Origin of the sequence: Burkholderia sp. Ac-20365, from assembly GCF_017104715.1 — a bacterium.
Lineage (GTDB): Bacteria > Pseudomonadota > Gammaproteobacteria > Burkholderiales > Burkholderiaceae > Paraburkholderia.
This window is the reverse complement of the sequence record NZ_JAAGPI010000022.1, coordinates 39480-57767: the sequence shown is the minus strand read 5'-3', so window position 1 is coordinate 57767 and position 18288 is coordinate 39480. Positions and strand designations below refer to the sequence as shown.

Annotated in this window: 16 protein-coding genes and 1 tRNA gene; 7 read left to right on the top strand and 10 right to left on the bottom strand. The window is 61.9% G+C overall.

The window, feature by feature from the left end:
- Positions 1-520 precede the first annotated feature (520 nt).
- From G3O01_RS28885 to ccsA, 4 genes are all read right to left on the bottom strand, one after another.
- Positions 521-3529, bottom strand: a complete 3009-nt coding sequence (locus G3O01_RS28885; protein ID WP_205810012.1) for a ribonucleoside-diphosphate reductase subunit alpha — start codon at positions 3527-3529, stop codon at positions 521-523.
- Between the two features lie 499 nt (positions 3530-4028).
- On the bottom strand, positions 4029-4649 hold the full coding sequence (gene ampD, locus G3O01_RS28880) for a 1,6-anhydro-N-acetylmuramyl-L-alanine amidase AmpD (RefSeq protein ID WP_205810011.1): 621 nt from the start codon (positions 4647-4649) through the stop codon (positions 4029-4031).
- Positions 4646-4993 (bottom strand): PP0621 family protein, encoded by a 348-nt coding sequence (locus tag G3O01_RS28875; protein WP_205810010.1) that lies wholly within the window; start codon positions 4991-4993, stop codon positions 4646-4648. The genes ampD and G3O01_RS28875 overlap by 4 nt, the downstream gene beginning before the upstream one ends.
- Before the next feature lie 5 nt (positions 4994-4998).
- Complete coding sequence (gene ccsA / locus G3O01_RS28870) at positions 4999-5940, bottom strand: cytochrome c biogenesis protein CcsA (RefSeq protein WP_205810009.1); 942 nt, start codon at positions 5938-5940, stop codon at positions 4999-5001.
- Positions 5941-6017: 77 nt separating this feature from the next.
- Between ccsA and ffh the strand changes: the two genes are divergently transcribed.
- Both ffh and G3O01_RS28860 read left to right on the top strand, forming a co-directional pair.
- Positions 6018-7385: a signal recognition particle protein gene (gene ffh, locus G3O01_RS28865; RefSeq protein ID WP_205810008.1), complete on the top strand. Its 1368-nt coding sequence runs from the start codon at positions 6018-6020 to the stop codon at positions 7383-7385.
- A 154-nt stretch (positions 7386-7539) separates the two neighbouring features.
- Positions 7540-8091, top strand: a complete 552-nt coding sequence (locus G3O01_RS28860) for a hypoxanthine-guanine phosphoribosyltransferase (RefSeq protein WP_205810007.1) — start codon at positions 7540-7542, stop codon at positions 8089-8091.
- An 83-nt stretch (positions 8092-8174) separates the two neighbouring features.
- On the opposite strand, the gene G3O01_RS28855 is transcribed toward G3O01_RS28860, so the two are convergent.
- Both G3O01_RS28855 and G3O01_RS28850 read right to left on the bottom strand, forming a co-directional pair.
- Positions 8175-8780 (bottom strand): MarC family protein, encoded by a 606-nt coding sequence (locus G3O01_RS28855; RefSeq protein WP_205810006.1) that lies wholly within the window; start codon positions 8778-8780, stop codon positions 8175-8177.
- Between the two features lie 12 nt (positions 8781-8792).
- On the bottom strand, positions 8793-10541 hold the full coding sequence (locus G3O01_RS28850; protein WP_205810005.1) for a proline--tRNA ligase: 1749 nt from the start codon (positions 10539-10541) through the stop codon (positions 8793-8795).
- Between the two features lie 288 nt (positions 10542-10829).
- Here G3O01_RS28850 and G3O01_RS28845 point away from each other — a divergent pair, with 288 nt between their 5' ends.
- Together G3O01_RS28845 and G3O01_RS28840 are read left to right on the top strand one after the other, a co-directional pair.
- Positions 10830-11528 carry an RNA pyrophosphohydrolase gene (locus tag G3O01_RS28845; RefSeq protein WP_205810004.1) on the top strand — a complete coding sequence of 233 codons (699 nt, stop codon included), beginning with the start codon at positions 10830-10832 and terminating at the stop codon, positions 11526-11528.
- A gap of 75 nt (positions 11529-11603) precedes the next feature.
- On the top strand, positions 11604-12185 hold the full coding sequence (locus G3O01_RS28840; RefSeq protein WP_205810003.1) for a CNP1-like family protein: 582 nt from the start codon (positions 11604-11606) through the stop codon (positions 12183-12185).
- 125 nt (positions 12186-12310) lie between these two features.
- On the opposite strand, the gene proB is transcribed toward G3O01_RS28840, so the two are convergent.
- The 4 genes from proB to rplU form a co-directional block, all read right to left on the bottom strand.
- Positions 12311-13429, bottom strand: coding sequence for a glutamate 5-kinase (gene proB / locus G3O01_RS28835; protein ID WP_205810002.1), 1119 nt, complete (start codon positions 13427-13429; stop codon positions 12311-12313).
- A 72-nt stretch (positions 13430-13501) separates the two neighbouring features.
- A complete protein-coding gene (gene cgtA / locus G3O01_RS28830) occupies positions 13502-14614 on the bottom strand; it encodes an Obg family GTPase CgtA (protein ID WP_205810001.1) in 1113 nt (370 codons plus the stop codon).
- A 221-nt stretch (positions 14615-14835) separates the two neighbouring features.
- Positions 14836-15099 carry a 50S ribosomal protein L27 gene (gene rpmA / locus G3O01_RS28825; RefSeq protein WP_205810000.1) on the bottom strand — a complete coding sequence of 88 codons (264 nt, stop codon included), beginning with the start codon at positions 15097-15099 and terminating at the stop codon, positions 14836-14838.
- 24 nt (positions 15100-15123) lie between these two features.
- Positions 15124-15435 carry a 50S ribosomal protein L21 gene (gene rplU / locus G3O01_RS28820; protein ID WP_007747161.1) on the bottom strand — a complete coding sequence of 104 codons (312 nt, stop codon included), beginning with the start codon at positions 15433-15435 and terminating at the stop codon, positions 15124-15126.
- Between the two features lie 238 nt (positions 15436-15673).
- Between rplU and G3O01_RS28815 the strand changes: the two genes are divergently transcribed.
- From G3O01_RS28815 to G3O01_RS28805, 3 genes are all read left to right on the top strand, one after another.
- Positions 15674-16666, top strand: a complete 993-nt coding sequence (locus G3O01_RS28815; RefSeq protein WP_205809999.1) for a polyprenyl synthetase family protein — start codon at positions 15674-15676, stop codon at positions 16664-16666.
- Between the two features lie 49 nt (positions 16667-16715).
- Positions 16716-16792: transfer RNA gene (locus tag G3O01_RS28810), tRNA-Pro, on the top strand.
- 158 nt (positions 16793-16950) lie between these two features.
- Positions 16951-18255 carry an HlyC/CorC family transporter gene (locus G3O01_RS28805; protein WP_205809998.1) on the top strand — a complete coding sequence of 435 codons (1305 nt, stop codon included), beginning with the start codon at positions 16951-16953 and terminating at the stop codon, positions 18253-18255.
- The last annotated feature ends 33 nt before the right edge of the window (positions 18256-18288 follow it).

The following is an 18288-nucleotide window of genomic DNA, read 5'->3' as shown; positions in this document are numbered from 1 at the left end:
AAAATCCTGTTTTCGAATCGCGTTGCGACCTACATACAACACTTTGTTCTTCGGTATGTGAAGGTCACGCGTTGCGAGTCGATCGAAACGTGTGTCGATGAAGCGCGATGCACGATCGAAAGAGCGATGCTTCAGTGATGCGTGTGCGTTGCTTCTACGTTGCGTTTGCGTTGCTTCTGCGTCGTTCCGAACTCGAAGCGTTGCTGCTTCGCTTGCGTCGAGCATGTCGTGCGAAGCGTGTCGGACGCGCGTTGCACGAGGCATTCTTGCGCTCTCTTGCCGGCTTCATCTTGCGTGCGCCCTTCAGGGTTTTCTCGCACGCATCGACGAAGTGTGTAGCACGCGATGTTCCTCGCTGCGTGCTGCTCTTGCGTCTGCGACGAGCCGTCGCCGGCATCGTCTCACGATGAACGGCGCGCTGGATTGACGCCGCTCATCGCCTGCTACTTATCTGCTTGCTGCCTGTCGTTCGCCGCCGGCGGGCGCCGGCGGTTCACTCACTACGTGTGAAGCGCCGCGCTTACTGGCAGGCTTCGCACTCTTCGAAGCCAGGATCGCCCGGACGCATCATGCAAACAGGACCGTCTGCTTCAGGCGCTGCTTCGACTGCGGGCACTGCGGATGCTGCAGCAGCCGATGCTGCCGATGCCTGGAAGCCACCCGTCACACCCGACGAACCGACACCGCCGCCAACACCGAAGCCACCAGTTGCGCCACCCGCGCCGCCGTCGCTCGACGGCACCGCGTTCAGTGCGCCGTGTGCGACCGTCGACTTCTCGACGTGCGTTGCCGCCATCGTGCGGAGGTAGTACGTCGTCTTCAGGCCACGCAGCCATGCGAGCTTGTAGACCTCGTCGAGCTTCTTGCCTGACGCGCCTGCCATGTAGATGTTCAGCGACTGCGCCTGGTCGATCCACTTCTGACGGCGCGACGCCGCTTCGACCAGCCACGTTGCATCGACTTCGAAGGCCGTCGCGTAGATCGCGCGCAGGTCGCCCGGCACACGGTCGATGCGCGACAGCGAGCCGTCGAAGTACTTCAGGTCGGCGACCATCACTTCGTCCCACAGGCCGCGCGCCTTCAGGTCACGCACGAGGTAGTCGTTGACGACCGTGAATTCGCCCGACAGGTTCGACTTCACGTACAGGTTCTGGAACGTCGGCTCGATACATGCAGACACGCCGATGATGTTCGAGATCGTCGCCGTCGGCGCGATCGCGACGCAGTTCGAGTTACGCATGCCGTGCGTGGCGATGCGCGCACGCAGCGACGCCCAGTCCATCGATTCGCTCGAATCCACTTCGACGTATCCGCCGCGCGCGTCGGCCAGCAGCTTCACCGAGTCTTGCGGGAGGATGCCGCGATCCCACAGCGAGCCTCGGTAGGTCGAGTAACGGCCGCGCTGTTCCGCCAGTTCCGTCGACGCCCAGTATGCGTAATAGCAGACCGCTTCCATCGAACGGTCGGCGAACTCGACGGCTTCCTGCGATGCGTACGGCGTGCGCAGCATGTGCAGGCAGTCCTGGAAGCCCATGATGCCCATACCGACCGGACGGTGCTTCAGGTTCGAGTTACGCGCCTTGGCGACCGCGTAGTAGTTGATGTCGATCACGTTGTCGAGCATGCGCATCGCGACGCTGATGGTGCGCTTGAGCTTGTCGTGGTCGAGCGCGAGCGTGCCGTCGGCCTGTTCCTTCAAATGCGCGACGAGGTTCACCGAGCCGAGGTTACAGACGGCGATTTCGGCGTCGCTCGTGTTCAGCGTGATTTCCGTGCACAGGTTCGACGAGTGGACGACGCCGACGTGCTGTTGCGGCGAGCGCACATTGCACGGATCCTTGAACGTGATCCACGGGTGGCCCGTTTCGAACAGCATGCCCAGCATCTTGCGCCACAGTTGCGCCGCCGGAATCTTCTTGAACAGCTTGATCTCGCCGCGTGCCGCTTTCTCTTCGTAAGCCGTGTAGGCCTTCTCGAAGTCCGCGCCGAACAGGTCGTGCAGGTCCGGGCAGGTCGACGGCGAGAACAGCGTCCAGTCGCCGCCTTCGTGCACGCGCTTCATGAACAGGTCGGGAATCCAGTTCGCCGTGTTCATGTCGTGCGTACGGCGACGGTCGTCACCCGTGTTCTTGCGCAGCTCGAGGAATTCTTCGATGTCCAGGTGCCACGATTCCAGGTACGCGCACACCGCGCCCTTGCGCTTGCCGCCCTGGTTCACGGCGACAGCCGTGTCGTTGACGACCTTCAGGAACGGCACGACGCCTTGCGACTTGCCGTTGGTGCCCTTGATGTGCGAACCGAGTGCGCGCACGCGCGTCCAGTCGTTGCCCAGACCGCCGGCGAACTTCGACAGCAGCGCGTTTTCCTTCAGCGCTTCGTAGATGCCGTCGAGGTCGTCGTCGACCGTCGTCAGGTAGCACGACGACAGTTGCGAGCGACGCGTGCCCGAGTTGAAGAGCGTCGGCGTCGACGACATGAAGTCGAACGACGACAGCACGTTGTAGAACTCGATCGCGCGCGCTTCGCGGTCGATCTCGTTCAGCGACAGACCCATCGCGACACGCATAAAGAATGCCTGCGGCATTTCGATACGCGTGCTGTCGATGTGCAGGAAGTAGCGGTCATACAGCGTCTGCAGGCCGAGGTAGCCGAACTGCAGGTCGCGGTTCGCGTCGAGCGCAGCGCCCAGACGCTTCAGGTCGAACTGCAGCAGCTTGTCGTCGAGCAGCTCGGCGTTCACGCCGCGCTTGATGAACTGCGGGAAGTACTCGGCGTAGCGCTCGCCCATTTCGGCTTGCGTGACTTCCTCTTCGAGGATTTCGCGGCGGATCGTGTGCAGCAGGATGCGCGACGTGACCTGGCTGTATGCCGGGTCCTTTTCGATCATCGTGCGTGCAGCGAGGATGGCCGAGTCATAGACCTGGCTCATCGGCACGCCGTCGTACAGATTCTTGATCGTTTCCGCGACGATCGGGTCGGCGCTCACGGCGTCGCCCAGGTTCGCGCATGCGGATTCGATGATGCCGCGCAGTGCTGCGAGGTCGAGCGGACGCGTGATGCCGTTGTCGGTCACGTTCAGACCGGGCGCGCCTGCCGGTGCTTCCGGTTCGTGGCTGCGCTCCTGGTTACGCTTCTCGCGATACAGCACGTACGCACGCGCGACGTTGTGCTCGCCCGTGCGCATCAGCGCGAGTTCGACCTGATCCTGAATGTCTTCGATATGGAACGTGCCGCCGTTCGGACGGCTGCGCACCAGCGCGCGCACGACGTTGTGCGTGAGCTGCTCGACCAGTTCGCGAACGCGTGCCGACGCCGCGCCCTGACCACCGTTGACGGCGAGAAACGCCTTCGTCACGGCGATGGCGATCTTCGACGGCTCGAACGACACCACGCCGCCATTGCGACGCATCACCTTGTAGTCGGCGTAGTTCGTCTGGGGCGCGAGCGCTGCTGCGCCCTGTGCGAGCGCTTCGGGGCGGCCAGCGGGTGCGCCTTCGAACCGGGTCGTCACGTTGTCGGTGGTTTGCATGTGCAAAGCTCCTGGTCTTGGAATAGTGCGGAGTTACCGCGGATTAGTACAAACGCTGCGCCACCCCGGACGCATGCGATGAGGAAGAAGAAGAGGAACAGCGGGAGCCGTGAAACAGACAGACCGGATGCGACAGATCCGAGTGGACGTACTTCAACGTTGTGTGTGTCGCGATCACTTGGCTGCGCCTTTTCTTCGAATTTGCCGACGCCCCCGGTTGTCGTAACTGGTTGCGCCGCATCAGATTTTTCAGTGCCGGTAATGCTGACGGCGCCATGCTCATGGAGCGGGGCGCCGCCTGACAAACACTACATCTTGTGCAAAAACTGATTAACGGCACGAAGTATAGTGTACTGAACCGCCATCGCAAATTCTTTTATTTGGTCAGACGATCTTGACTTTTGCGATGGCCGCGTCAGAAAAAGCTGTCGGGCAAATGAAGGCGCAAACACAACGTGCTTGCGCTGTCTGTTGGCTGGCGCGCAGAAAAGGAACTCGCTTAACGCGTTATCGGCGTGCGCGTGGAAGGATGCAGATAGGGGAAGTACGGATCGGCGAGCGCGGTGTCGCCCTGCAGACGCAGCCAGTCGAAGTGCGGGCCGGGATCTGTCTTGCGGCCCGGCGCGATGTCGGAGTGACCGGCGAGCGCGTCGATCGCGTAGTGCGCTGTGAGTGTCTGCACGAGCGGCGCGAGTGTCTCATATTGCGCCGCTTCGAACGGCGACGCGTCACTGCCTTCGAGCTCGATGCCGATCGAGAAGTCGTTGCAGCGCTCGCGTCCGAAGAAGTTCGACGCGCCCGCATGCCACGCACGCTCGTCGCATGAGACGTACTGCTCGAGCGCGCCGTCGCGGCGGATCACGAAATGCGCCGACACGCGCACGCCGCGCAGATGCGTGTCGTAGTACGGATGCGCGTCGCAATCGAGACGATTAAGGAAGAGATCGGTGATGCCCGGCCCGCCGAATTCATTCGGCGGCAGGCTGATGTTGTGGACGACGATCAGCGTGGGACGTGCGCCGTCTGGACGCACCTCGAAATTCGGCGACGGCAGCTTGCGCGCTTCGTTGATCCAGCCGTTTGCATCGACGGTGACGCGCGCGTTCGCGGGTGCCGTCATCGTGCGTCGCGGCCCGTCGGGCGTGCGGCGTAACGTTGCGCGTGATCGTGCGAGCAGAACGTCTGCCCCGCGACGAGCACGGACTCGCTCTTCGGCGCATGCACGCCACATTGCGCGCAGCGGATCATCGGCTCGGCGAGCTGGCCCGGAGCCTTGGCGTTCGTTTGACCGTTCGCTTGACCATTTGCCTGTCCGTTAGGGCGAGCGCCGGTACGCGCGTTGGCGCCGGCATCGCCGCCCGCGCCCGTGCGCGCCGAAGTACGCGCTGCATCGGCGCGACGCAGCGCCTTCACCAGCCACTGGCCGACGATGAACAACAGGATCAGCAGAAAAATTTGTCGCATGACACTCAGACCACAGGACGGTGCAACAGCACCTCGAATACGAAACGGCTGCCGACATACGCGAGCAACAGCGCGACGAACGACGCGAGCACCCAGCGCAATGCCGCGCGGCCGCGCCAGCCCGACACTTTGCGCGCGGTCAGCAGCGCGCCGAACATGACCCACGACAGCAGCGCGAACACGGTCTTGTGATCGAGTTGCAACGCGCGGTCGAGAAGCTGCTCGTTGAACAGGATGCCCGACACGAGCGTCAGCGTCAGCAGCACGAAACCCGCGCCGATCAGACGGAACAACAAGGTCTCGAGCGTAAGCAGCGGCGGCAGCGTGTCGAGCCAGCTCGACAGCCAGCCGTTGTTGGCTGCGGCGCTCTGCCGCGCGAGCGCACCGCCGCGCATCGCATGCAGACGCCGCTCGACGAGCAGCATCAGGATCGCGTGCAGCGCGGCGATCACGAACAGACCGTAGGCAACGTTCGCGATCAGAAAGTGCAGCTTGAACAGCGGATCGGCTGCATACGACAGCACGTGCACGCCGTTGAACACGAGCGGCAGCAGCGACGCGATGCACGCGAGCGGCAGCACCAGCAGACGCAGACCGTCGAGCGGAAAAAAGAAACTCTCGATCCAGTAGATGCCCGCGCCGAGCCAGAACATTGCCGACAGTGCAAATGCGAAACCAAACACCATCGCGTCGTGCGGAAAGATGGTGGTGTGCAGCAGCACGCCATGCGCGAGCAGCGCGGCGAGCGTCACGACGCGCGTCGTCATCGACATGCCGGCGGATGCGCCCGCCAGCCCTCGCCCGCCCGCAGGCAGCGGCGCAGCGGCAGGAAGCGGCGGCACGCTTTCGAGCATCGGCCCGGTCGCCGCCTGCCGGTGCGCGCGCCAGCCCGCGACGGCCAGGCCGCCGTAGAGGAGCGCAGTGAGGGCATACAGTACAATATCCATATTGGAAGTTTACACCAGGCCCTCCAAAGTCCGCCGCTCTCGCGCGGTGCGAACGGGCCGCACTGCTCATCGCCCCCATGCTCGACAATCTCACTCAACGGATGGCGCACGTCGTCAAGACGCTGCGCGGCGAAGCCCGGCTCACCGAGGCGAACACCCAGGAGATGCTGCGCGAAGTGCGCCTTGCGCTCCTCGAAGCGGACGTGGCGCTGCCCGTCGTGCGCGACTTCATCGCGAAGGTGAAGGAGAAGGCGCTCGGCGAGGAAGTGCTCTCCAGCCTGTCGCCGGGTCAGGCGCTCGTCGGCGTCGTGCAGCGCGAGCTGACGGCGGTGATCGGCGGCGACTACGAAGGCAAGGCCGTCGAACTGAATCTCGCCGTCACGCCGCCCGCCGTCATTCTGATGGCCGGTCTGCAGGGCGCGGGTAAAACGACCACGGTCGGCAAGCTCGCCAAACTGCTGCGCGAGAAGTACAAGAAGAAAGTGCTGACGGTGTCGTGCGACGTGTATCGCCCCGCCGCTATCGCACAGTTGAAGACGGTGACCGAACAGGTCGGCGCCGATTTCTTCCCGTCGCAGCCGGACCAGAAACCCGTCGATATCGCGCGCGCCGCCGTCGACTGGGCGAAGCGTCATTACCACGACGTGCTGCTCGTCGACACGGCCGGCCGTCTCGGTATCGACGAGGCGATGATGAACGAAATCGCCGCGCTTCATAAGGAACTGAACCCGGCGGAAACGCTGTTCGTCGTCGACGCGATGCTCGGTCAGGATGCCGTGAACACCGCGAAGGCGTTCAACGACACACTGCCGCTCACCGGCGTCGTGCTGACCAAGCTCGACGGCGATTCGCGCGGTGGCGCGGCGCTGTCGGTGCGTCACGTGACGGGCAAGCCGATCAAGTTCGTCGGTGTCGCGGAAAAACTCGACGGCCTCGAAATCTTCTATCCGGACCGCATGGCGAACCGGATTCTCGGCATGGGCGACATTCTCGCGCTCGTCGAGGAAGCGCAGCGCGGCGTCGACGTTCAGGCCGCGCAGAAGCTCGCCGACAAGGTCAAGAAAGGCGGCGATTTCGATCTGAACGACTTCCGCGCGCAGCTTTCGCAGATGAAGAAGATGGGCGGTCTGTCGTCGCTGATGGACAAGCTGCCGGCGCAGTTCCAGCAGGCCGCGTCGGGCGCCGACATGGGCCAGGCCGAAAAGCAGATGCGCCGCATGGAAGGCATCATCAATTCGATGACGGCGCAGGAGCGCGCGAAACCCGACCTCATCAAGGCGACGCGCAAGCGCCGCATCGCGGCGGGCGCGGGCGTGCAGGTTCAGGAAGTCAACCGCCTGCTGAACCAGTACGACCAGATGCGCACCATGATGAAAAAGCTCAAGGGCGGCAATCTGCAGAAGATGATGCGCGGCATGAAGGGCATGTTGCCGGGCATGCGCTGATTTTTTTCGGCCGTCGCGCGCTTCATTCACACTATGAGCGCGCGACGGCCAGCACGGCCCTTCGCGTATGCCGAATCAAGGCGCGGGTATATGCTGTAGCGCACAGGGTCGTTGTCTTTCACACTATGTATACAGTTACCGCCCGCCAGACGTCATGAATCGCGAAGAAGCTCTCCACATTTTCAGTCACTCCGAAGAAATCGTTTCGGCCAGCGACGTCAACGCGTCCATCACCCGCATGGCCGACGCCATCCGCACCGAAATGGCCGAAGACTTTCCGCTCGTGCTGTCGGTGATGGGCGGCGCGGCGGTGTTCACGGGCATGCTGCTGCCGCATCTCGATTTCCCGCTCGAGTTCGACTACATCCACCTCACGCGCTATCGCAACGCGATCAAGGGCAGCGCCGAGATGCAATGGCGTGTGGCGCCATCGGGTTCCGTGAAGGACCGCGTCGTGCTGGTGCTCGACGACATCCTCGACGAAGGCGAGACGATGGCCGCGATCCGCGACCGCATCATGGATATGGGCGCGAAGCGTTTCATGAGCGCGGTGCTGTGCGAGAAGATCCTGCAGAAGGCGAAGCCGCTGCACCCGGACTATTGCGGTTTCGAAGTGCCGGACCGCTATGTGTTCGGCTGCGGGATGGACGCAAAGGGCTACTGGCGCAATCTGCCGACTATCCGTGCTTTGACGGAAGGCGCCTGACACTTCCGCGCGCCGGTTGGCTCTAAAGTTGCAAATAAAAAAGCGACCCTTCGAGGTCGCTTTTTTGTTGCTTCGATCAGCCGCTATTTGTCGAGCTGATGCACGAAAGTGCGGATCCCGCCCAGCATCATCTCCACTGAAATCGCGACGAGCACGAGGCCCATCAGCCGCTCGAACGCCATCACCGTGCGCTCGCCGAGCCATTGCTGGATGCGCTCGGCCATCACCAGCACCACCGCGCAGACGATCATCGTCACCGTCAGCGCCGCCATCCATTCGAGCATCTTGCTCGGCGCCTGCGATGTCAGCAGCATCACCGTCGCCAGCGCCGACGGACCGGCCAGCGCAGGAATCGCGAGCGGCACGATCATCGGCTCGGCGGCACGCGTGTCGGCGCCGAACGGACCATCGGGATGCGGAAAGATCATGCGCAGCGCGATCAGGAACAGCACGATCCCGCCACCGATACGCAACGACAGATCGGTCAGACTCATCATCCGCAGAAAGCGGTCGCCGACGAGCATGAAGACCAGCAGGATCACGAACGCGATGGCGACTTCGCGCAGAATCACGCGAATGCGCCGGTGAGGCGCAACACCCCGCAGGCAGTTGATAAAGAGCGGGATGTTGCCGAGTGGATCAGTAATGAGAATGAGCAGGACGGTCGCGGACAGGAAGTTGTACTCCACCGTCCGCTCCGATCAGCGCGCGAGCGCTGCGTTGATCTTGTCGATCACGGCTTGCGCCGCGCCTTCGACGGGCAGCAGCGTCGCTTCCGTGTCGCGGCGACCCTGATACTCGATCTTGCCGTCCTTCAGGCCACGGTCGCCGATCACCAGACGATGCGGCACGCCGATCAGTTCCCAGTCGGCGAACATCACGCCCGGACGCTCGCCACGATCGTCGAGAATCACGTCGATGCCCGCTGCCGTCAGTTCGTCATGCAGCTTGTCGGCCTGCTCGCGCACGGCATCGCTGCGGTCATAGCCCATCGGGCACAGCACGACTTCGAACGGTGCGATCGATTCCGGCCAGATGATGCCCTTGTCGTCGAAATTCTGCTCGATCGCCGCGCCGAGAATACGCGTGACACCGACGCCGTAGCAGCCCATCTGCATCGGCTGCGGCTTGCCGGTTTCGTCGAGGAACGTCGCGTTCATCGCTTCCGAATACTTGGTGCCGAGCTGGAACACGTGGCCCACTTCGATACCACGGCAGATGTCGATCACGCCCTTGCCGTCCGGCGACGGATCGCCCTTCTTCACGTTGCGGATATCCGCGACGACCGGCTCGGGCAGATCGCGGCCCCAGTTGACGCCAGTCGTGTGGAAGTCCACTTCGTTCGTGCCGACCACGAAGTCGCTCATGTTCGCGACCGTGCGGTCCGCGATCACCTTGACCGGCTTCTTCGTGTTGATCGGCCCGAGGTAGCCTGGCGGCGTGCCGAACCACTCTACGATTTCGGCTTCAGTCGCCATGCGGAATTCGGCGAGACCCGGCAGCTTGTTGACCTTGATTTCGTTCAGGTCGTGATCGCCGCGCAGCATCAGCAACCAGATGGTCGGCTCGGCGCCTTCGTTTTCTGCATTGTTGTCGGTAGCGAGGATGATCGACTTGATGGTCTTTTCGAGCGGAATGTTCAGGTACTCGGCGACGGCTTCGCACTTGGCCTTGCCCGGCGTCGGCGTCTTCTTCAGCTCTTCCGTCGGCGCGGCACGTTCGGCGATCAGCGGCAATGCTTCAGCCGCTTCGACGTTCGACGCGAAATCCGAGGTCGGGCAGTACGCGATGTCGTCTTCGCCCGTATCGGCGATCACGTGGAATTCGTGCGAGCCGCTGCCGCCGATCGACCCGTTGTCCGCCGAAACCGCGCGGAAGTCGAGACCGAGGCGCGTAAAGATGCGCACGTACGCGTCGTACATCTTGCGATACGACTCGCGCAGGCCGTCCATGTCCTTATCGAACGAGTACGCGTCCTTCATGATGAATTCGCGGCCGCGCATCACCCCGAAACGCGGACGGATTTCGTCGCGGAACTTCGTCTGGATCTGATAAAAGTTCACGGGCAACTGACGGTAGCTCTTGATCTGGTTGCGCGCGATGTCCGTCACCACTTCTTCGTGCGTCGGGCCGATCACGAAGTCGGTTTGCTTGCGGTCCTTGAAGCGCAGCAATTCGGGACCATATTTTTCCCAACGGCCCGATTCCTGCCACAACTCCGCCGGCTGCACAGCCGGCATCAGCAGTTCGATCGCGCCTGCCCGGTTCATTTCCTCGCGCACGATCGCTTCCACTTTGCGGATCGAGCGCAGGCCAATTGGCAGATAGTTGTAGATGCCGCCAGCGACGCGCCGGATCATGCCGGCACGCACCATGAGCTTGTGACTGACGATTTCCGCGTCGGCGGGCGCTTCCTTCAGGGTGCCAATAAAGAATCGGGAGGCTTTCATTCAGAATTTTCCAAAAGCGGCGGACCAAAGGGGCCGCCCGAAAGGGTAAGACGATGGGTTCGCGCGCCTGAGCGCCGGATTATGCCGGCGCACGCAAGACAGACCGAAACGCGATTGTCGCATGTGCGGGCGCTTGTCCGACGACACTCCGGAACTGTCGGAAAGCGGCATTCGCGGCGTAGGACGCAGCCTGTTGCGGGCAATCGCGCCAATCTGGTGCGAGGCGGTGCGTCGAACCCGTTATCTGTTTATAATCAAAGCAATTTTAAAGGATTCGAAGGTGGTTGTATGCTGGATCGTGAAGGCTTTCGCCCGAACGTCGGCATCATCCTCTTGAACGCTCACAACGAGGTGTTTTGGGGCAAGCGTCTACGTGAACATTCCTGGCAGTTTCCGCAAGGGGGCATCAAGTACGGTGAAACCCCCGTGCAGGCGATGTTCAGGGAATTGCACGAAGAAACGGGCCTGCTTCCGGAGCACGTCAAGGTTATCGGTCGCACGCGCGACTGGTTGCGTTATGAGGTGCCTGACAAGTTCATCAAGCGTGAGGTCCGCGGCCATTACCGCGGCCAGAAGCAGATCTGGTTCCTGCTCCGGATGGTCGGACGCGATTGCGACATTTGTTTGCGCGCGACCGATCACCCAGAGTTCGATGCCTGGCGCTGGAACGAGTACTGGGTGCCGCTCGACTGTGTGATCGAGTTCAAGCGGGATGTGTATCAGCTGGCGTTAACGGAGTTGTCTCGCTTCCTGCGGCGGCCTGCGCCGCGTACGGAACGGCCCGGTGGCCATCATCACGGGCAACGCTATCCGCGGATGGCGTCGTCGGTGAATGCGCCGCCTGGAGCGTCGATTGAGTCCGCGATGTCGGTGACCACGGTCACCACGACAATTGCGGTCGAGACGACGCTGCGTGCGACAATCTCGTCTGACTGTTCGTCGACGGAGGACCCGGCCGTAGTTCAGGTTCCGGGGCTGCGCGACTGACGCCAAGCGGCTGTCCACGCCGCATCTGCCGGTGCGGCGTGAGACACGCTGCGCCGGCGTTTCGAGGAAATCACTTTGAAAGTATCTGCTTTCGCCGTGGCGTGCGTCGCCGCGGGCGTTCTGCTGGCTGGTTGTTCGAGCACCAAGAATCCCACTACGACTGACGCCTCCAAGTCCGAAGGACCCAAGAGCGACTTTCAGTATCTTTTCGACCGGCCGTCGACGTGGACCGAAAAGAAAGTCGATACGCTTCCGTCCATGCCGCAGCCGGGCAATCTGCTGCCGTTCAACGTTTCGCAGAACACACCGCTGCAATTCGCGCTCGACGACAAGTCGCTGACGGTCGATAGCGACGGTGTGATCCGCTACACGGTGGTCATCACGAGCCCGAGCGGTGCCCGCAACGTGAATTACGAAGGGATTCGCTGCGAGGATTACTCGTGGAAGCTGTATGCGGGTCTCAATGCGGACCACGACGGCTGGGACCGCACGGTCGAGAATGAGTGGACGCGTATCGAAAATGGCGATCTGAACGCGTATCACGCGGCGCTGTATCAGGATTACTTCTGCACGAGCAAACTGCCTGTCGGCAAGGCGGATGTGATTCTGAACAACATCAAGTACAAGCGCACAAACAGTACGCTGATCCGCGGCTGAAGCGGACTTCGGGCCGCGCGAGGCGAATTTTGCGGCGTCCCGGTCTTGATGCAGACACAACAAAAAAGCCGTTTCATCTTGCGATGGGACGGCTTTTTTTGTGAGTTTCGCGGACGCAAACGGTTCTAGACGAGCACCAGATTGTCCCGATGGATCAACTCGGGCTCGAGCATGTAACCCAGCACGGTTTCGATCTCGCCGCTCGGACGACGCTGGATCAGCTTCGTCTCCGCGCTGCTGTAGTTCGTCAATCCGCGCGCGACCTCGCGCCCCGACGGGCTCAGACACGCGATCACCTCGCCGCGCGCAAACGCACCCTGCACGCCGACCACGCCGATTGGCAGCAGACTCTTGCCGCCTTCTGTGAGCTTTTCGACCGCACCGTCGTCGATGACCACGTGCCCACGCACCTGAAGGTGATCCGCCATCCATTGCTTGCGCGCAGCCATGCGAGCCGTGCGCGCGATCAGTTGCGTCCCGATCGCTTCACCCGATGCGAGTCGCGCGAGCACGTCCGCTTCGCGGCCGCTCGCGATCACGGTGTTCGCGCCGCTATGCGCCGCGCGCTTCGCCGCGAGAATCTTGGTCAGCATGCCGCCACGGCCGATGCTCGAACCCGCGCCGCCCGCCATCGCCTCGAGCTCCGGCGTGCCGGCGTCGGCCTGCTGGACGAGCGTTGCGCTCGGGTCTTTACGGGGATCGGCGGTGAAGAGACCTTGCTGGTCGGTGAGGATGATCAGCGCATCGCCTTCGATCAGGTTTGCGACCAGCGCGCCGAGCGTGTCGTTGTCGCCGAACTTGATTTCGTCGGTGACGACGGTGTCGTTCTCGTTGATGATCGGCACGACGCCAAGACGCAGCAAGGTCAACAGCGTGGAACGCGCATTGAGGTAGCGCTCGCGATCGGCCAGATCGGCGTGGGTCAGCAGAATCTGCGCGGTGCGGATCGAATGCTCTGCGAAGCGGCTTTCATAAACCTGCGCCAGGCCCATCTGCCCCACGGCAGCGGCTGCCTGCAGTTCGTCGATTTCACGCGGACGTTTCGTCCAGCCAAGACGCTGCATGCCCTCGGCGATCGCGCCCGAACTGACGAGCACGACTTCCTTGCCCTGCTCGCGCAACGCGGCAATCTGGGCGGCCCAGCGGCCAATCGCCGTGTGATCGAGCCCGCGCCCGTCATTCGTGACGAGGCTCGAGCCGACTTTCACCACCAATCGCCTGGAATCTGCGATAACGGAACGCATTGTGCGCGGTCTCCAAGATGATTCGTAAGACCGGCGCATGCTGGGAGTGCGCCGGCATCCAGGTACGGCTCTTTACTCCTGCGGCTCGGCGGGTGCGCTCGCGCCACCAGCCTGCTGCTCGCGGAAACGCACGTCCGCGGCCAGATCTTCGGCTTCCGCCGCGCGCTGCGCATCCGAGTGCTCGGAGATGTAGTCATACACCGCATAGCACAGGTTTTCGCACCCTTGGCCCGTCAAGGCCGAGATTTCGAAGACCGGGCCTTCCCATTCAAAGTCTTTCAGGAATTTGGCGACACGCGCTTCGCGCTCTTCCTCGGGAACCATGTCGAGCTTGTTCAGCACGAGCCAGCGCGGCTTGCTGTACAGCTCTTCATCGTATTTGCGGAGTTCGTTGACGATGGCCCTTGCTTCCACGACGGGATCAACGGCTTCGTCGAACGGTGCGAGATCGACGATGTGCAGCAGCAGACCCGTGCGCTGCAAGTGACGCAGAAACTGGTGGCCGAGGCCCGCGCCTTCCGCCGCGCCTTCGATCAGCCCGGGAATATCGGCGATCACGAAGCTGCGGCTCGGCCCGACGCGCACCACGCCCAGATTCGGCGCAAGCGTCGTGAACGGATAGTCGGCGATCTTCGGCCTCGCGTTCGACACCGACGAAATGAATGTCGATTTACCCGCGTTCGGCATGCCGAGCAAACCAACATCAGCCAGCACCTTCAGTTCGAGGCGCACCATGCGGCGCTCACCCGGCTTGCCGTCCGTCTTCTGGCGCGGCGCGCGATTCGTACTCGATTTGAAGTGCAGGTTGCCAAGACCGCCCGCGCCACCCTCGGCAATACGCACGGCCTGGTTGTGCTCGGTCAGGTCGGCGATCAGCTCGCCGGTATCCATGTCAGTGATGATCGTGCCGACGGGCATACGCAGCGTAATATCGTCGCCGCCCTTGCCGTAGCAGTCCGAGCCGCGGCCGTTTTCGCCGTTGCGCGCCTGATGCTTTTTCGCGTAGCGGTAGTCGATCAGCGTGTTGATGTTGCGGTCTGCGACTGCAAAGACGCTGCCGCCACGGCCGCCGTCGCCGCCGTCCGGACCGCCGAACGGGACGAATTTCTCGCGGCGCATCGACGCGCTGCCATCTCCTCCGTCGCCGGCGATGACTTCGATCCTCGCTTCGTCAATGAACTTCATGCGTTACTCCGTCCCGTAGGTATTGCTATTTTGCCGCGCGTGACGCGCGCGCACCATTGGCCGAACGGCCAGTTTGAGTCTGATTCTTGTCCATTCGCGACAATGTGACGCCGCGACGCTGCAGGTTCGCGAGCAAAAGCCCGAGGCAACCCGCAAACAAAAAGGCCCCGCAAACTTCGCGGGGCCTTTTTTCCGGTCCTGAAGCCCGTGCCTGACTAAACTCAGGCAGCAACCGGGACGACGTTGACCAGATGCTTCTTGCCGGCGCCCTTCGTCGTGAACTTGACGTGGCCGTCCGTCAGCGCGAACAAGGTGTGATCCTTGCCGATGCCGACGTTTTCGCCCGGGTGCATACGCGTGCCGCGTTGACGCACGATGATGCCGCCAGCCAGGATTGCCTGACCGCCGTACACTTTCACGCCAAGTCGTTTCGACTCGGAGTCGCGGCCGTTCCGGGACGATCCGCCTGCTTTTTTGTGTGCCATTTGTTAGCTCCTTGCCCGATGCGCTTACGCGTTGATCGCGTCGATGCGCAGTTCGGTGTAGTTCTGGCGATGGCCGCCATGCTTCTGGTAGTGCTTCCGACGGCGCATCTTGAAGATGGTCACTTTTTTGTGACGACCTTGGGAGACGACGGTAGCCTTGACGGAAGCCCCACTGACCAGCGGCGTACCGAACTTAATCGATTCGCCTTCGCCTACTGCGAGAACCTGGTCGAGCGTGATTTCAGCGTCAATGTCTGCCGGTATCTGTTCTACTTTAAGTTTTTCGCCGACAGCAACTTTGTACTGCTTGCCGCCGGTTTTTATGACCGCGTACATTGAAAACCTCACTCTGGATTCATTTTCCCCACGCACCACGCGCGGAAACCCTCGATTATACATAGAGTTAGCTGCGCGGTCAAAACCGGTTGACAATGACCATGTCCGGGCGTCCCGCGCGCGACAAATGCGGGGGAACAACGTGCAAACGGGCCAAAACAGCCATGCTCGAACGGCGTCTGGCACGGAAATGCCGCAGTTCGCCTTATAATTCGCGGCACTACCCGAATTCGTCACCATGTCGTCAACCGCCACCCCCACCCCCAACGCAGCCAATCTGCTCGCTCCGATCGCCGAAGACATGCAGCAGGTGAACCGCGTCATCCGGCACCGTCTGGCGTCCGAGGTGATGCTGATCAACCAGATCTCCGAGTACATCATCAGTGCCGGAGGCAAGCGGCTTAGGCCCGCGCTGCTCCTGCTCGTGGCGGGAGCGCTCGGCGACCGGACGGGGCATCGGCACGAACTGGCGGCTGTCGTCGAGTTCATCCACACAGCAACCTTGCTGCATGACGACGTCGTCGACGAGTCCGATCTGCGGCGCGGCCGCCAGACGGCGAACGCGCTGTTCGGCAACGCGGCGAGCGTGCTGGTCGGCGACTTCCTGTATTCCCGCTCGTTCCAGATGATGGTCGGTGTCGGGAAGATGCGCGTCATGGAGATTCTTTCGGAAGCGACCAACATCATCTCCGAAGGCGAAGTGCTGCAGTTGCTGAACATGCACGACGCCGACGTCGACGAAGCGCGTTACATGCAGGTGATCCGCTACAAGACGGCCAAGCTGTTCGAAGCGGCCGCCCAATTGGGCGCCGTGCTGGCCGGCTCGGACGCAACGACGGAAGCAGCGGCCGCCGAGTTTGGCCGGCGCATCGGCACGTCGTTCCAGATCATGGACGACTGGCTCGATTACACGGGCACGGCGGAATCGATGGGTAAGAACGCCGGCGACGATTTGCGCGAAGGCAAGCCGACGCTGCCGCTCATCTATCTGATCGAGCGCGGCACACCGGAACAGTCGGCACTCGCACGCGAAGCGATCGAGCAAGGCGGCACCGACCGTTTCGATGAAATTTTCGAGGCGATCACGCGTTCGGGCGCTCTGGATCACACGCTGGAATGTGCGAAGCAGGAAGCGCAGGCAGCTGCCGCAGCAATTTCTTCATTTCCTGATTCCATTTACAAAGAAAGCCTGCTAGAATTATGTTCTTACTCGACGACGAGGCAGTCTTAAACAAGACTAAAACGTCGGATCAGTCTGAATCGAGTTTGCAGTACCAAATCGGGGTGTAGCTTAGCCTGGTAGAGCGCTACGTTCGGGACGTAGAGGCCGGAGGTTCGAATCCTCTCACCCCGACCAGATTTTGAAAAAACCGCGCAATGCGCGGTTTTTTTTCGCCTGTCGTTCACGGCAGGCGGCAAAAGCGTACTGCGCACAGCTTGTCGTCCGCCTACTGAGGGCTCCGAGCCCCTCTGCTATATTCTCCCCATCCCTTCCCCTTCTCTTATTCACGTCGCGTGGAACAACTTCCCTTATGGGCGCAAATAGGCGCCGTCGTCCTGCTTCTTATCTGTTCCAGTTTCTTCTCCATTACCGAGACAGCGATGATGGCGATCAACCGCCATCGCCTGAAACATCTCGCGACCAAGGGCGCGCTCGGCGCCAAGACCACGCAAGGCCTGCTCGCGCGCACGGATGAACTGCTGAGCGCCGTGTTGATCGGCAATAACCTGTTCAACACGATCATCCCCGTCCTGACGACGTCGATCGCGCTGCATACGTTCGGCAGCAATAACGTCGTGCTGTCGATCGCGACAGGGATTGTCGCGTTTCTGATCATCGTGTTCGCGGAAATCACGCCGAAGATCGTCGGCGCGACGTTTCCGGAAAAGATCGCGCTGCCCGCCAGCCTGCTGATCGCGCCGCTGATGCGCGTGTCGAAGCCACTGATATGGTTCGTGAACCTGTTCGCGAACAGCATCCTGCGCGTGCTGCATATCAACACAAAGGGTGCGCACGATCAGCGCCTGTCGACGGAAGAGCTGCGCACCATCGTGCTCGAGTCCGGCAGCTTCATGCCGACCAAGCACCGCAGCATCCTGCTGAACCTGTTCGATCTCGAGAACATCACGGTCGACGACGTGATGATCCCGCGCCGCCGTATCGAGGCGCTCGACTTCGACGCGCCGTTCGAGCAGATCCTGCATCAACTCGAAACCTGCTATCACAACAAGCTGATCGTCTATCAGGGCGATTTCGATCGCGTGCTCGGCGTGCTCCACGTGCGCAAGACGCTGTCCGCGCTGCACAACCAGGAACTGGAACGCGAAACGCTGCGTGGACTGCTCGCCGAGCCGTACTTCGTGCCGACAGGCACGCCTGTCTTCCAGCAACTTCAATACTTCCAGGAAAGCCGCCACCGCACGGCGCTCGTCGTCGACGAGTACGGCGAACTGCAGGGACTCGTGACGCCCGAGGACATCATCGAAGAACTGATCGGCGAATTCACGACGTCCGTGCCGCGTAGCGCTTCTTCGCGCGGCGGCTGGAACGAGGAAGGCGAATGCATCGTCGCGGGCAGCATGCCTTTGCGTGAACTGAACCGCTGGCTGCAACTGAAACTACCCACGGACGGCCCGAAAACGCTCAACGGATTGATCCTGGAAGTTCTCGAAGAAATCCCTGAAGGCGATGTCTGCGTGAAGATCGCCGACATCAAACTGGAAGTTTTGCGTAGCGACGATCAGGCGATCAGAACAGTTAAGGTTTTCCGCCCAGGTCCCGCGCCGGGTTCGAAGATCAAGCGTCTGGTGGGCCGCTAAACACGCACCTGGCCATTCGGCAGAATAGCGCGC

What these genes read in the sequence shown, in the direction of transcription:
- G3O01_RS28845 (WP_205810004.1), top strand. Translation starts at nt 10,830, where the DNA reads ATGCTGGATCGTGAAGGCTTTCGCCCGAACGTCGGCATCATCCTCTTG.
- rplU (WP_007747161.1), bottom strand. Translation starts at nt 15,435, where the DNA reads ATGTACGCGGTCATAAAAACCGGCGGCAAGCAGTACAAAGTTGCTGTC.
- G3O01_RS28850 (WP_205810005.1), bottom strand. Translation starts at nt 10,541, where the DNA reads ATGAAAGCCTCCCGATTCTTTATTGGCACCCTGAAGGAAGCGCCCGCC.
- cgtA (WP_205810001.1), bottom strand. Translation starts at nt 14,614, where the DNA reads ATGAAGTTCATTGACGAAGCGAGGATCGAAGTCATCGCCGGCGACGGA.
- G3O01_RS28860 (WP_205810007.1), top strand. Translation starts at nt 7,540, where the DNA reads ATGAATCGCGAAGAAGCTCTCCACATTTTCAGTCACTCCGAAGAAATC.
- G3O01_RS28875 (WP_205810010.1), bottom strand. Translation starts at nt 4,993, where the DNA reads ATGCGACAAATTTTTCTGCTGATCCTGTTGTTCATCGTCGGCCAGTGG.
- G3O01_RS28885 (WP_205810012.1), bottom strand. Translation starts at nt 3,529, where the DNA reads ATGCAAACCACCGACAACGTGACGACCCGGTTCGAAGGCGCACCCGCT.
- rpmA (WP_205810000.1), bottom strand. Translation starts at nt 15,099, where the DNA reads ATGGCACACAAAAAAGCAGGCGGATCGTCCCGGAACGGCCGCGACTCC.
- ffh (WP_205810008.1), top strand. Translation starts at nt 6,018, where the DNA reads ATGCTCGACAATCTCACTCAACGGATGGCGCACGTCGTCAAGACGCTG.
- ccsA (WP_205810009.1), bottom strand. Translation starts at nt 5,940, where the DNA reads ATGGATATTGTACTGTATGCCCTCACTGCGCTCCTCTACGGCGGCCTG.
- ampD (WP_205810011.1), bottom strand. Translation starts at nt 4,649, where the DNA reads ATGACGGCACCCGCGAACGCGCGCGTCACCGTCGATGCAAACGGCTGG.
- G3O01_RS28815 (WP_205809999.1), top strand. Translation starts at nt 15,674, where the DNA reads ATGTCGTCAACCGCCACCCCCACCCCCAACGCAGCCAATCTGCTCGCT.
- proB (WP_205810002.1), bottom strand. Translation starts at nt 13,429, where the DNA reads ATGCGTTCCGTTATCGCAGATTCCAGGCGATTGGTGGTGAAAGTCGGC.